At 72.5% G+C, this 15516-nt stretch carries 1 protein-coding gene (running past one end of the window); it reads right to left on the minus strand.

Annotated elements, in window-relative coordinates; genetic code table 11:
• Positions 1-15516: the 3' portion of a WXG100-like domain-containing protein gene (locus FHX82_RS08940; protein ID WP_183176528.1), read on the minus strand. 43905 nt of this gene lie beyond the right edge of the window; only the last 15516 of its 59421 coding nucleotides appear in the window; the start codon falls outside the window, past its right edge — the gene reads right to left on this strand; its stop codon occupies positions 1-3.

A 15516-nucleotide genomic window follows, 5' to 3' on the forward strand; every position in this document is an offset into this window, starting at 1 on the left:
TCATTCGGTCTCCGCCCCGGCCGGGGGCAACCACGGCGGGCGGGTTATCGCCGCCTGGTAGGTGAACTCGCCGGGGTTCGGCGAAGCGATGGGCTGGGCGGACAACCCCAGCAGCTCGGCCGCCCGCGGCGGCAGCACCACCCGCCGCGGCACGCCGGCCTCGTCGACCGACTGCAGCGTCACGGTGTGCACCTGCGCGGCGAGCTCGGGCCGGGCCGCGAGGAAGGCCAGCGCGGTGGTCCAGACCTGGTCGGCCTGCGGGTTGCCCTCCAGCAGGGCGGCCACCGCCGTGAGGTCCAGGCTGCCGGGGTGCTCGCGGAGCTGCTCCAGGAGCGCCTGGAGCGCCTGCTCGGTCAGCTCCAGCACGGACGGGGTGCCCTCGGTGGCGGGGTTGGCGGGGTTGTTCGGGTCCGCCGGGGTGGTGGGGTTGTCCGGGTCCGCCGGGGTGGTCGGGGTGGTCGGCGTGCCCGGAACCTCCGAGGTGGTCGGGACCGCCGGGGTGGCGGCGCGTGCCACCGGGGTCGCGGGCGTCGCCGGGGTGAAGCCGGTCAGGGCGGGGGCCTGGATCGGCGTCGCGGCCGGGTTTCCGTAGAACTGGGCGGCCGGGTGGCCCTTCGGCATCGCCACGACCGGGCCGTCGGCGCCCCACCCGGCAGGGGTGTGGACGACGTTCTCAGCACCGCTCAGGTCGTCCGCCAGGAAGTCCGGCGGCACGTGCACGCCACCGAAGTTCTGCAGGATCTGGTTCACGCGATCCCGATCGTCCGAATCGGACTGTCCCGAGTGGTCGGAGCCGCCGGAGCCGGAGCCGGAGTCGCCGAGGTCGGAGCTGTCACCGGGGTCCTCGGAGGCCAGGTCGGCGGCGAGCTTCAGCGCCTCGATTCCCTCGTCGAGGCTCATCAGCGCGACGCCGACGCTCGACGCCCAGTCGAACAGGTCGGTGAGGTCGGGCCACTCGTCCTCGGTGCCGGTGACGTGGCGGACCGAGATCAGCGGGCGCACGGCACCCCGCAGCGCGTCCTTCGCCAGGTCGGTCCAGACCACCGCGCGCCACCGGTCGCCGGCCGCGCGGAGGGTGTGCTCCAGGTTCTGCCGGAACCGCGCCACGGTCTCCACCGAGTTCAGCGCGGCCCGCGGCCAGACCGAGTGCAGCAGCCGCGGCATTTCCAGCAGCCCCGGCAACGGCGGCACGCGGTGACTCCCGGCCCAGGTGTAACGGCGCTCCGCGGACGGTTCGTCGCGCTCGATCCCGACGTTCCGCAGGTTCCCGGTCACGTCCAGGCGCCGCAGCAGCTCGACGGCGCCCTCGGCGTCACGCACCGGTCCCAGGGGGAGGGCCGGTCCGTGTCCGCCGCTCGCGGGCACCGCGGCACCGGGCTGGAAGTCCGGGTCGAGCGCGGCGAACGCCTTCACCAGCTCTTCCGGAACGTCCGAGGCCAGCGCCCGCTCGCCGAGTTCGTGCTCGGGCAGGTCGGCCCGCACGGCGCCGTCGGCGTCCGCCCAGTCCTCCGGCGTCGCCGAGAACTCGACACCGGTGCGGCGCACCTCGACCTCCGGAGCCGGCAGCCCCAGCTCCGCCAGCCGCGCCTGCTCGGACCGGTACTCGTCGCGGAAGGCCTCTTCGACCTCGGCCGCGCGTTCGAGCCCTTCCTCGTGGTCGTAGCCGTAGCCGCTGACCTCCACGGCCGGCAGCGCGGCCCCGTTGCGGGCGCGCCACGCGGCCGCCCTCGCGACCTGGCGGGCGAACCGCCGCACCCCCGGGTTCGTCCCGGCGCCGTAGGCGGTGGCGGGATCGATCGAAGAGGCGGCGAGGTCGCTGAGCGGGATCGGTTCGGCCGTCGGGCGTCCCACCTCCCTGTAGTGCCCGCCGTTGTGCACGTACCGCGGGCCGTCGATGCCCAGCGCGGCCCCACTGGTCGCCGCCAGCACGGTGCGCAGGGGCAGCCCCTCGTCCCAGGCTTCCTTGAGCAGCGAGGCGGAACTGACGCCGTCCGGACCGGCGGTGGTGTCGGCCCAGCAGCTCAGCAGCGTCAGGTGCGCGTCGCCGCCGGGGTGCGCGCGGCGGAAGGCGTCGCTGCCGGAGATCGCGGCGGCGCTCGGCGCTCCGGCCAGGCGCACCTTGTCCCCGAGGCGGTTGCGGAAGCCCGACCGCATCGAGAACTCGAACCCCTTGCCCGGGTGCCCGTGCATCGTGACGGTCCACGAGCGGGCGGCGGCCGGCCGGACGGGGTTCAGGTACGGGACGTAGACGTCACGGTGCCCGCCCTGGCCGTCCGGCTCCTTCGACGCGGAGTAGTAGAAGCTGCTCTGCACGGCGTTCTCCCGCAGCCCGTGCGCCGACATCCAGGCCCGGTCGAACTCGCTCGCGGGGAAGAACTGGCCTCGGCCGCCCAGCTTCGCGTTCGCCCGCTCGTAGCTCACCAGCTGCTCCGGCACGATCGGCGCGACGTGGTCGAACCCGGAGCCGTTCACCGCGAGTGACCCGTCCTCGCCGAACGTCGTCTCGGCGCGGGGGCCGTAGAAGGTCCGCGAGTAGCCGGCGGGCACGAACGTCTCGGCGATCTCGCCCAGTCCGGTGACGGGACCGCCGAAGGTCGCCAGCGCGACACCCTTCTCCTGGCCCTCCGAGCCCGTCTTCAGCCCCTTCCGGCCGAGCATGTCGCGCAGGTCCTGGCCGTCCCGCAGCGACCGGGCCAGCACCGCCGGGGACAGGTCCAGCTCCTTGCCGTCCGCACGCAGGGCCTGGTACCCGGTCTCGCTGCGCTGGGCGAACAGCAGCGCCGGACGCTGCCGCCACGGCGAGTCGATCGACTTGCCGTCCCCGTCGAGGAACTTCCCGAGACCGCCGGGGTCGGCGGCGGCCCAGCGCTGGACCCGCGCGAGCGTGGCGTCGTCGCCGTGGAAGCGCACGAACTCGCCGAGCTTCTCGCCGTCCGGACCCGTGATCACCACCGTCCGCAGGTCGCCGGCGCGCGGCACCGACACGAGTGTCAGCGTGCCGTCCGCGGTGCGCACGTAGACGTCGTTGAAGAACTTCTCCGCCCGCAGCGCACCGGCGAAATCGAAGCCGACCCCGCCGTAGTTCACCCGGACGTCGCTGGCATCGGTGTCCAGCACCACCGGACGGCCCTCGGCCAGCTGCTGCCGGAACCCGGAGTCGCCGAGCAGCACCCTGCCCAGCTCGGTGCCGTCCACGTCGGCGAGCTTGCCGTTCGACAACTCGGCGCGGGCCGAGCCCTCGTCCCCGGTCAGGCCCACGACCAGCGGGTTCCGCTCGTCGGTGTAGGTGGGCAGCGCGGTGTTCACGGCGAAGGCGGAGCCGGACGAGGTGTGCCGCACGTCGGCCGCGGTCAGCGCGGGACCGGCGGTGAACGGCTCGTTGACGATGAGTGCGCCGTTCTCGTGGAAGCGGTACTCACCCGCGTAGTGGAACGACTGCCACGGTCCGGTCAGCTCGGCGAGCTTCGCCAGGAACGCTTCGTTGAGCGCGTGGTCTCCTGCCGGGTCGAGGGTGACCACCGCCAGCCGTGGGCGCACCGGGCGGTCGGTCAGCCGCTGGAAGTCCGCGCTCGCCGCGACCCGTTCCGCCAGCTGCTCCGGCGTCAGCAGCGTGTGGCCACCGTTTCGGGACGGCAGCTTGAACCGGCCGCCGTCGGCTTCGAGGTACAGGCGCACCGCGTCACCGCCGTCCGCCCAGTCCACAGTGGACTGCGTGATCCCGCCGTTCCCGTCGTCCAGTCCGAGCACGCGCTCGGTGTGCTCGGTGGAGTTGCCGGTCGCCTCGACGATCCGGTCGACGTGCTCGCCGGGGGTGACCAGGGTGAGCACGTTCTCGCGGCCTTGCGCGTTCGCCACCGGCGTCCACGGCAGGTCTGCCGCCGGAGCCGGGTGCGCGGACGCCCCCAGGGTGATGGCGGGAGCCGGACCACCGCTCGCCGGAGGCACCGGGTTGCCCGGCTGGTACGCCGGGTCGAGCGCGGCGAACGCGGCGACGATCAGATCGTCGTCCTCGGTGGCCAGCGCCTGCTCGCCGAGTTCGTGGGCGGGCAGGTCGGCGGTCACGGTGACGTCCATGGGCGTCCAGCCGCTGGAGACGGGGATGATCCGCACCGTCACGTCCTGCTCCGGCACCGGCAGTCCCAGCTCGGCCAGCCGCGCGCTCTCCCGCGTGAACTCCTCACGGAAAATCGTCTCGATCCGTTCCGCCCGTTCGCGTCCCTGCTCGGTGGTACCGCCGAAGCCGGTGATGTCGACGGTGGGCAGCCCGGCGCCGTTGCGCGCCCGCCACGCGGCCGCCCTGGCGACCTGACGCGCGACTCGCCGCACCTCGGCCTCGTCGGCCGGGTCGGCCACGTTCGCCTCCGTGATCCGGCCGGCGGCCAGATCGCTCAGCGGGATCGGCTCGGCGACCGGCGCAGCCGGCTCGCGCACCTCGCGGAAGTGCCCACCGCCCTCGACGCGCCGTGTGCCGTCGGCGTCCAGTACGACGTAGTTGTCGGCCGCCAGCGCCCTGGCCAGCGGCTTCCCCTGGTCCACCGCGGCCTTGAGCCGGAAGGCGGAGCTGGGCCCGTTGGCCGGGCTGACGTCGGCGAAGCAGCTGAGCAGGGTCAGCTCGGTGTTCTCACCGGGACCCGCGCGCAGGAAGCTCTTGCTGCCGAAGATGGCGGCCGCGCTCGGCTCGTCGGCCAGCAGGACGCGGTCGCCCAGCCGCTGCGGGGAGCCCGCGATCATCGAGAAGCTGAACCCGGTGCCGACCGAGCCGTGCACCACGGTGTTCCACGAACGGTCACCGGGCCTGGCCGGCATCAGGTGCGGTTTCCAGAACGCCCGCTGCCCACCCTGGCCGTCCGGTTCGGAAGTGGCGGAGTAGTAGATGCGGCTGCGTGCGGTGGTGTCGTGCGCGCCGGCGGAAGCCATGAGCGCCCGGTCGAAGTCGGCGGCCGGGAAGAACTGGCCCCGCGTACCCAGCTTCGCGTTCGCCCGCTCGTAACTCGCGAGGTGCTGCGGTCCGGGGATGATCGGCGCGATCCGCTCGAACCCGGGCCCGCTCACCTGGAGCGCGCCGTCCGCGCGGAAGGTCAGCTCGGCTCGCGGGCCGTAGAAGGTCCGCGAGTAGCCGGCGGGCACGAACGAGTCGGCGAAGTCGTGGAGGCCGACTGCGGGCCCGCCCATGCTCGCCAGCATGGCCGGAATCTCCCGGCCCTCTTCACCGGTCCTCGCGCCTTCCCTGCCGAGCATCTCGCGCAGGCCCCGGCCGTCGCGCACGGACTGGCCCAGCACCCGCGGAGCCAGGTCCAGCTCCTTGCCGTCGGTGCGGAGCGCGCGGTAGCCGTTTTCGCTCCGCTGCGCGAAGAGCAGCACCGGCCGCTGCTGCCACGGCGAGATCTTCCAGGTCCCGTCGTCGGAGGCGAAGGCGGTCATGACGGCGCCGCCCTTCTCCGCCCAGTTCCGCACTCGCGCGAGTGCCTCGGTGTCACCGGGGAAGCGGACGAACTCGCCGATCCGCTCGCCCTTCGGGCCGGCGATCTCCACGGTCTGCAGGTCCCCTGCCCGCGGCACTGACACCAGGGTCAGCGTGCCGTCCGCGGCACGCAGGTAGACGTCGTTGAAGAACCCGTCCGCGCGCAGCGCACCGGCGAAGTCGAAACCGAGACCGCCTTGGCCGACCCGGACGTCGGTGAGGTCGGTGTCGAGCACCACCGGCCGGTTCTCCGCGAGCTGCCGGCGGAAACCGGAGTCGCTCAACGCGAGCTTGCCCAGGCTCGTGCCCCCGAGGTCGGTGAACTTGCCGTTCGACAGCTCGACCCTGGCCGTGGTCTCGTTCCCGGTCAGCGAGACCACCGCCGGGTTCCGCTCGTCGGTGTAACCCGAGGGGACGTCGGAGAAGGCGAGCCCGTTGCCGGTGGTCGTGTGGCGCACGTCGGCCATCGTCAACGGGGGCCCTGGCGTGAACGGGTGCTCGACGTCCAGGACACCGTCCTCGCGCACGCCCACGGTGCCGACGTAGTGGTAGGACTGCCACGGCCCGGTCAGCTCGGTCAGCTTCGCCAGGAACGCCTCGTTGAGCGAGTGGTCGCCCGGCTGCCCGTCGGCCTGGAAGGTGACCACGGCCAGCGGCGAGCGGACCTGCGCGGCGCTCCACCGCTGGAAGTCCGGGGTGGCGGCAACGCGTTCCGCCAGCTCCTCGGGCGTCAGCGCCGTCCAGCGGCCGTCCTTCAGCGGCAGCCAGAACCGGCCGTCCATGGCGGTGAAGTGCAGGCGCCGCGGGTTCGGACCGTCGGCCCAGTCGGCGGTGACCTCGGTCGTGACGGTCGCACCGTTGGCGTCGATGGTGGTGACGGCGAGCAGGCGGTCGCTGTGCTCGGTGGTCCAGCCGAGCCGCTGGACCATGTCGATTTCGTCGCTGCCGTCGGTCGTCGTCAGCATCGTGTCCTGGCCCAGCGCGTTCTTCAACGGCAGCCAGTGCACGTCCGCCGCCGAGACCTCGTGTGCCGGTACCGGCTCCGGGACGGCCTCCGGAGCGGTCGCTTCGGCAGGCGATGCGGGAGCGGGAGCGTCGGCGAGCGTGAGCGACGGGGTGCCGCCGTGGCCGTGCCACCACGGGGGCGCGGCGAACGCCGTGTTCGCCTGCTCACGCTCCTGGTTGGCCTGCTCGCGAACCAGGTCCAGCGCCTGCTGGAGGTCGCCGGAACCGGTGTGCACCGGCGGCTTGTTCCAGTGCAGCTCGACCCACTCGGAGTCGGACTCCAGGCGGCCGTCCTCGGTGACGCGCACCTGGCCGTCGGTCATCACGACCGGCGTCTTGAGCGCGTGGGTGATCGCCGGGCCGAGCCGGGAGGCTCCGCCGGGGACCGCCAGCACGAGGCGGACGTCGACGTCCTCGTCCTCCGACACGAAGGAGGCCGCGTTCTCCATCACGTCGGTTCCCGAAATGGCCTTCGCGAAGTACTCGAACGGGACGGGGTCGCGGCGCCACATCTCGACCGCGTCCTGCCCCGGCGTCAGCGTCGCGGTGATGATCTGCGCGCCGTCGTACTTCGGCAGCTCCTTGACCGCGTGCAGGGCGTCGGGCACGCTCTCGGTCCGCGTCGGGTAGTGCCACCCGCGTCCGTCGGGGCCGGTGACGACCTGGGCCCGCAGCTGGTGGTCGTTGTCCCCGTCCTGCGACCACTCCTGCGTCCATTGTGGAGTCCAGGTGTACAGCTCCACGGCGAGCTTCTGCGCCTCGGGGCTCAGCGGCAGCAGCTCCAGGAAGTCCAGCAGCAGCCCGAGCTGCGCCTCCTTGGTCGTGGCCTCCGGTTCGTGGCCCAGCAACCTCGGGTCGGCCATCAGCTCTTCCAGGCGACCGTGGATCGACGGGTCCTGCGCGGCCAGCGCCATCGCGGCCGAGATCTCGGCGTGCACCTGCCACACGGCCGGATCCAGGCTGCCCGACCAGAGCCGGAACTCGACCCGGTCGTCGGCCTCGCCGTACACGTGCTGGAAGTTGATCGCGTCGTGCTTGCCGTTGCTCAGCCCCTGGACCTCGTCGATCGACGTGATCTCCGCGGGATCGCGCGGCACCGGGTTCGGGCCGACCGCCCACAGCTTCCGCTGCCGGGCGCCGGGGCCGTAGTGGTTCGCCAGGCGGTAGAGCGTGCTTTCGAACGCCTTGTTCAGCTGCGCCAGCCGCCCGTACACGGGCAGTTCCGGCTGCTGCTCGAAGCTGAAGTTCACGTGCCCGCCGACGTAGTCGGCGCTCGGCCGCCCGCCGTTGGCGCCCCGGTACGACCGGATGAGCTCCAGTACCTTCGCCAGCTCGGCCCAGCTCTCCGGCTTGCCGGACAGCACCGGCGAGACGATCTCGACGCCGCCGGTGTGCGCCGACTCCTGCACCAGGGTCCACTTGCCCTTGCCCAGCTGCGCCAGCTGCGGCCCCAGCGTCGCCTCGACGTGCGGGTACTCCTCGCCGATCAGCTGGAACTCGACCTCGAAGCCGAACCGCGCGTCCGGCCTGCTGCTCACCCCGCCGGGGATGCCGTCCGGTCGGAAGGTCAGCGGGTGCTCGCCGTTCCCGATCCGGGCCGCGGCGGCGTCGTGGAGCTGCCCCAGCTGCCGGAGCCGGAAGTTCCGCAGCTGCGCGGTCAGCCGCCGCGCGCTCGCCACCCGGTCGCCGAGCCCGGCGATGTCCTGTTCGGACGGTCCGTTGGTCTGGAGCCGCTCCACCTGGGCGGACCACGCCTGCATCCGGGCCCGCAACTGCGGGTTGTACGACGCGGGGAACACCGCGAGGTGCCGCTTCATCTGGCTGACCTCGCCGGCCAACCGCGCCACCGAGGCGGGTACGTCGAGCGGCTCGGGCGTCGCGTAGTCCGGGTCGGTCTCCCCGTCGGCGTCGCGGTCCGAGTCGTGCGCGTCGTCCATCGGCGCGTCGGGGTCGGTCTCCCCGTCGGCGTCCAGGTCCGAGTCGTGCGCGTCGTCCATCGACACGTCCGAGTCCGTCTCGCCGTCGGCGTCCAGGTCCGAGTCGTGGGCGGCGGCCTCCTGTGCCGAGCCGGGCACCTGGTGGTCGGGGTCGAGGGCGGCGAACGCCGCGGCGATCGCGTCCGCGTCCCTCGTGGCGAGCGCCTGCGCACCCAGTTCGTGCGGGGGCAGGGTGACCTCCACCTGCCCGTCCAAAGTGGACGAGTGACCCGGTACACCGCCGCGCGCCACGCCGCGTTGCCGGATCTCCACGCCGTACTGGGGCAACGGCAGCCCGAGCTCGGCCATCCGCGCCTTCTCCGCGGCGAACGCGGTGCTGAACTCCTTCGCGATCTCGTCGGCCTGGTCCAGCGCGTCGTCCACGGTGTCGCCGATGCCGATGACCTCGACGACGGGCATGGGGGCGTTGTTGCGCGCTCGCCACGCCGCGGCCCTGGCCACCCGTCGTGCGGCCAGTTCGACCCGGGGGTTGTCCGCTTCGCTGTCGGCCACGCGGACCGGTGCGATGCGCTCGGCGGCGAGGTCGCTGAGCGGGATCGGCTCGGCGGCGCTGCCCACCTCACGGAAGTGACCACCGCGTTGGACGTTGCGCACCCCGCCTTCGACGTCGACGATCTCGTCCGCCGCCACCAGCGACCTGAGCGGCTGCCCCTGCGTGAAGGCGTCCTTCAGCTGCCGCGCCGAACTCGTTCCGAACGGCCCCACCGAAGTGTCCGCGAAGCAGCTGAGCAGGGTGACCTCGGCATCCCCGCCGGGATGGGCCCTGCGGAAGCTCTCGCTGCCGGAGATGGCGGCGGCGCTCGCCGCACCGGCCAGTACGACCCGGTCACCCGGCTGGTGGCGGAAACCGGTGCGCATCGAGAAGCCGAACCCGGTGCCGACGTTCCCGTGTGCGTCCACCACCCGGGACCGCACGGGGTCCGGCCTGCGCGGGTGGAGGAACGGCACGGGCACCTCCTGGTGCCCGCCCTGGCCGTCCGGGTGCTCCTCGATCGAGTAGTAGATGCGGCTCATCACCGTGGTGTCATGCATCCCGGCGTTCGACATCATCGCGGGATCGAAATCCTCGGACGGGAAGAACTGGCCGCGCGTGCCCAGCTTCGCGTTCGCCCGCTCGTAGCTCACCAGGTGCTGCGGCCCCGGCACGATCGGCGCGATCCGCTCGAACCCGGGCCCGTCCAACCCGAGGACGCCGTCCTGGCGGAAGTGCAGCCCGGCCTGTGGGCCGTAGAAGGCCCGCGAGTAGCCGGCGGGCACGAACTGGTCGGCGAACCCGGCGAGCCCGACCGCCGGACCACCGATGCTGGCCAGCATGACCGGGGTCTCCCGCCCCTCGGCCCCGTTGTGCGCGCCCCGGTTGCCCAGCATCTCCCGCAGCTTCCGGCCGTCGCGCAGCGACCGGCCCAGCACGTTCGGGTGCAGGTCCATCGGCAGCCCGTCGGCCCGGATCGCCCGGTAACCCGAGGCGCTCCTGGCTGCGAACAGCAGTGCCGGACGCTGCTGCCAGGGCGTGGCCTGCCAGGTCCCGTCGGCCCGCAGGAAGGCGGTGGCGGCGGCACCTCCGCCGGCGGCCCAGGCCCGCACCCGCGCGAGCACCGCGTCGTCGCCCGGGAAGCGGACGAACTCGCCGACCGGCTCGCCGTTCGGGCCGGTGATCTCGGCGGTCAGCAGGTCTCCCGCCCGCGGCACCGACACCAGGGTCAGCGTCCCGTCCGCCGCGCGCACGTGCACGTCGTTGAAGTAGCCCCGCGCCCGCAGCGCACCGGCGAAGTCGAAGCCGAGCCCGCCGTAGTTCACCCGGACGTCGGTGGCGTCGGTGTCCAGCACCACCGGATGGCCCTCCGCCACCTGGCGGTGGAACTCCGGGTCGTCGAGCAGGAGGTTGCCCAGCCCGGTGCCGCCGAGGTCGGTGAAGACCCCGTTCGCCAGCTCGACCCTGGCGGAGCTCTCGTCCGCGATGAGCCCCACGACCACCGGGTTCCGCTGGTCGGTGTAGTCCGGGAGACCGGAGTCGAAGCCGAAGGCGGAGCCGGCCGAGGCGTATCGGACATCGGCCGGGGTGAGCGCGGGACCGGCCGTGAACGGGTGGTCGACGACGAGGTAGCCGTTCGGCTGGGAGAGGTTGTACGGGCCGACGTAGTGGTAGGACTGCCACGGCCCCGTCAGCTCGGTCAGCTTCGCCATGAACGCTTCGTTGAGCGAGTGGTCACCCCGCAGCGCGAAGTCGTCGTGGGTGACGACGGCCAGCGACGGCCGCACGGACGAGGCGGCCAGCTGCTGGAACTGCCGGCTCGCGACCACCTTCTCCGCCATCTCCTCGGGCGTGAGCAGGGTGTGGCGGTCGCCGGTGAGCGGAACCTTGAACTGGCCGTGCGCGGCGTCGAAGAACAACCGCACGGGGTTGGTGCCGTCGGCCCAGTCCGCGTAGGTCTCCTCGACGCGCTCGGCGCCGTCGGGCCCGCGCCGGGACATCCCGATCAGCCGCTCGGTGTGCTCGGTGTTCGCCCCGATCAACTGGTCGAGCAGAGCGGCGCGGGAGGTCAGCGCCAGCACGTTGTCCTGGCCGTGCGCGTTCTTCGGCGACGTCCACAGGAGGTCGTCCGGGGAGACCTCGTGCGCCGGAACGGGGGTGTCGCCCTGGGGCAGCAGGTTGGCGAAGGTGAACTGGAACGGCGACCCGGCCGCCGGTGCCGTGGCGGTGAGCCCCGCGGCGGACGGCTCACCCGGCCGCGTCCCACGCGCGCCGGTGGAGAACGTGGCCGGGATCTGCGGCTGGGCGACGTGCGCCTGCGCCCGCTCGATCGCCTGCGCGAGCTCGGTCGTCCCGGTCCGGAAGGGAACGCCGTTCCCGTCGAACTGGAGCCATTCCATTGTGGACTCGATGCGGCCGTCCTCGGTGAGCCGCACCTCGCCGTGGGTGGCCAGCACGGGTGCTTCGAGCTGGTCCTGGGCCAGCGCGGCCAGCCGGGCCGCACCTCCGGAAACCGCCAGCACCAGCCGGTTTTCGAGATCGCTGCCCTCCGGAACCCACTCGTCGGCGTGTTCCAGCACGCCGCGAGAACCGAGAACCTGGGCGAAGCCCTCGAACGGCACCGGGTCGCCCCGCCACATCTCGACGGTGTCCTGCCCCGGCGTGATCGTGGCGGCCACGATCTCGACGCCCGGGTACTGCGGCAACTGCTTGACCGTGCGTACGGCGTCGCGCACGCTCACGCCGCTGCGCGGGTACAACCAGCCACGCCCGCCGTGACCGGTGACGACCTGCGACCGCAGCAGGTGGTCGTTCGCGCCGTCCAGCCGCCACGGCCCGGTCCACGCGAACAGCTCCACCGCCAGCTTCTGCGCCGCCGGACTCAACGGCAGCAGTTCCAGGAAGTCCAGCAGCAGCCCGAGCTCCGCCTCGGAACTGAGGTCCTCGTCGTGCCCGAGCAACCGCGGATCGGCCATCAGCTCGTCGAGCCGGTGCTGGATCGACGGGTCCTTCGCCGCCAGCGCCATCGCCGCCGAGATCTCGGCGCGCACCTGCCACACGGCGGGGTCGATGCTGCCCGCCCACAACCGGAACTCCACCCGGTCGTCGGGTTCACCCAGCACGTCGTTGAAGCTGATCGCGTCGTGCTTGCCGTTGCTGAGCGCCTGGACCTCGCCGAGGGTGGTGAGGTCGGCGAGGTCCGGCGGCAGCGGGTTGGGGCCGACGGTCCAGATGGTCCGCTGCCGCGGGGTCAGCCCGTGGTGGTTGGCCAGCCGGTAGAGCAGGCTCTCGAAGCCCTTGTTCAGCTGGGCCAGCCGCCCGTACTCGGCCAGCTCCAGCTGGGAGGTGAAGCTGAAGTTGACGTGCCCGCCGACGGCATCGGCGTCGGGGCCTGCACCGGCGGAGTTGAAGTGCGTGCGGACGATCTCCAGCAGCCTGGGGAGCCTGGTCCACTTGTCCGCGCCCTGCAGGATCGGGGAAACCAGCTCGACGGTGTTCTCGTCGGACATCTCCCTGACCATCGTCCACTTGCCGGGCGTGACGTGGTACTTGTCGTCGAAGTCGGCGCCGTCGTTCCACTCGATGAAGCCCTCGGCTTCCAGCTTCCGGCCGAGATCCTGGGTGAGCGCGCTGATCGCGCCGTCTGGCGCCTCCTCGGGCAGCTGGACCTCGATCTCGAGGCCGAACCGCGCGTCCGGCCTGCTGCTCACCCCACCCGGAATCCCGTTCGGGTAGAAGGTCAGCGGGTTCTCTTCGTCCTCCACCCTGGCCACGGCGGTCTGGTAGAGCCCGTTCACCTGCTGCAGCCGGAGCTCCCGCAGGCGCGCGTTCAGGGTCCTGGTGCTGGCCAGGCGCTCGGCGAGCCGGGCAGTGTCCTGTTCGGACAGTCCGCGGGCCAGGTCGTCGTCCGCCCGCCGGACCTGTGCGCGCAGCTCGGGAGCGAACGTCGGGGAGGCCACCGCGAGGTGCCGCTTCACCTGAGCCAGCTCGTCGGACAGCTGCTGGACGAGGCCACGTGGGTCGGCGAAGGCGGGAGCGGGCGCCACGTAGTCCGGGTCCGTCTCGCCCTCGGCGTCGAGGTCCGAGTCGTGCATCGGCACGTCCGGGTCCGTCTCGCCGTCGGCGTCCATCTCGGAGTCGTAGGCGTCCTCGGGGGATTCCGGCAGCCGGGCTCCGTCGTCGGACGGCTGCGGCCGGGACGACGGCACGTCGATCGTCGTGCCGAGCGCCCGCGCGCGGTTCTCCAGCAGCCACAGGTTGCGCGGCTTGACCGACGGCACGGGGAGGTCGGTGTGGCCCTTCTCCCGCAGCTCCTTCAGGTAGTTCTTCAGGTGCTCGGTGAACAGGCCGTCGTCGGCGACCACCCGGTTCGACGACGGGCCCCGCAGCGCCCACGCCTGGCCCTGGCGGTTGCGGCGGACGTACTCGTCGTAGATGCCGAGCGGGTGCCCCAGCTCGTGGGCCACCGACAGCTCGTGGGCGTCCTCGGCCCAGTGGAGCTGGTCGTTCTTGCTGCCCGCGGGGCCGATGGTCACGGTGTGGTGCGCCGCTGCGGTGGGATCGTGCAGCACGCGGTAGTGGAAGGCGTCGCCGGTCGGCAGCCGGAACTTGTGGTTGTACAGCTGGTCGAGCCCCGCCTGCACGCGCTCGACGTACGCCTGCGCGTCGAAGCCCGGACGCGCGTCGAAGTTCAGCCGGACCGTGTACTCCTGCACCCACTTGCCGGGCCGGACCTCGTAGCGGCTGCGGTCGTAGCCGATCGGGTGGCGCCACGAACCGGACTCGGGGTGCGGCGTCAGGTTCAGGACCGTCGGCCCGACGTCCTCGCCGAACACGGTGACCGGCACGGCCCGCGACCGCGCGGCGTCGAGCTCCTGCCTGGTGACCGGGTCGGAGTCGGTCATCCACTCCGCGGTGGCGGCATCGCTGTGCCGCCAGCTCTCGTCGTCGAGGATGGCGTGCTTCGCGGGCAGCAGCTCGGTGGTGATCTCCAGCGGGTCCGCGAGCCGTTCCGGCCCGGTCTCCGCGAGCGTCTGGTGGCCGGTGCCACGCAGCTCCCAGTCCACGCGCAGCTCGACCGTGCCCGGCCGGACCTCCGCGTGTTCGACGTGCGGGGTCAGCCCGAGGTCCTCGGCAGTCGTGCGCACGCCACGCAGGCGGGTCGCGTGCTCGGTGATCCCGTCGGTCAGCGCCCGCGCCACGGTGGCACCGGCGCCGTTGAGCGAGTGCAGGGTGACGACCGGCGGCTCGAAGCCCCGCTCGGCGCGGGTGATCGCCTGCTCCGCGAGGTAACGCGCCTGCTCCTGCAACGCGCGCGTCTGCTCCGGGGTCGGTTCGTGCGAGAGGAGCAGCTCGGGCGCGCCCGTGCGCGGCGCGGGGCCGCGTACGGCCTCGGGCTCAGCGCTGGGCTCCCGGATGTCGACCGGTTCCTCCGGCAGCCGGGCCCGCTTCGCGCCCGCGGCCTCCATCATCTCGGCGCGCCGCTTCGCCATGTTCCTGAGCTGTTCGGGACGCCGGGCCTGGATCTCCTCGGCCAGGTCCCGCATGTGCTCACGGGGAACCGAGGCACGCCAGTCCGAAGTGGACGGTGTGGCGGCCGGATCGCTCAACGTGACCGGGCGGATGTTCTCGCCCAGGAACTCGGCCTGCACACCCTCCCTCGGGCGCACGAACGACGCCACGTCCGCGGGCAGCGGGACGGGCGTGAACTTGCCGTTCATGAACCGGTCGAGGGTGACCGTGCGCACCTCGTCGCGGAACGCCGGGACGCTCGCCAGGAACCCGATCGCGGCCGCCCACACCACGTCCGGCCGGGCGTGCTGGTAGACCAGGTCGGCGACCTCGGTCAGGTGCAGGTCGCCCTGGCGGTTGCGCAGCTGGCGGACGAGCGTCTGCACCACCTTCGCGGTCAGCCGGCCGGTGCCCTCGGCGTCGTCCAGTGCGATCGGAGCGCGCCGCACCTGGGTGGCGGAGCCGGGCACCCAGCTCTGGAGGGAGTTCGTCTCGGTCCCCTCCAGCAGCGGGAGCTCTTCGATGCCGAGCCGGTCGCGGAGCTTCGAGAACGAGTCCGGGCCGGTGCGCACCATGACGGAGTTCCGCCGGATCCGGCCCTGCGGCGTCGTGAAGATCTCCTTGGGCAGCGCCATCATCTCCGGCTTGAAGAGATCGAGCTGGCGCAGCTGGTAGTTGCCTTCGATCACGTCCAGGTCCACCCACGCCAGCGGGTGCCCCTTGGCCATCGCGATCGCGCTGTTGCCGGAGGCCAGCGTCGGTCCGGTCGGGAGCTGGATCCGCCTCCCGCTGAAGGCGTAGCCGTCAGGCGACTCGTGGACCTTGCGCAGCGCGTCCGGGTCCCGCAGCAGGTCGTCGCCGTCGATGTACAGACCACCGAAGCGGCCCCCGATCTCCACCCGCAGGCTGTCCGACGCCGCCGCGTAACCGCGCCCGGTGCCCTTGGTCAGCTCGGCCCGGTAGAACGGGTCGAGGCGCATCGGCGAGTCCGCGTTGAACACCTCGTCGACGTTCACCAGGCGGATGTCGTTGTCGCGCGCCCACTTCACCATCTGGCGCACGCCTTGCAG

Source organism: Amycolatopsis bartoniae (assembly GCF_014191255.1).
GTDB classification, from domain to species: Bacteria; Actinomycetota; Actinomycetes; order Mycobacteriales; family Pseudonocardiaceae; genus Amycolatopsis_E; species Amycolatopsis_E bartoniae.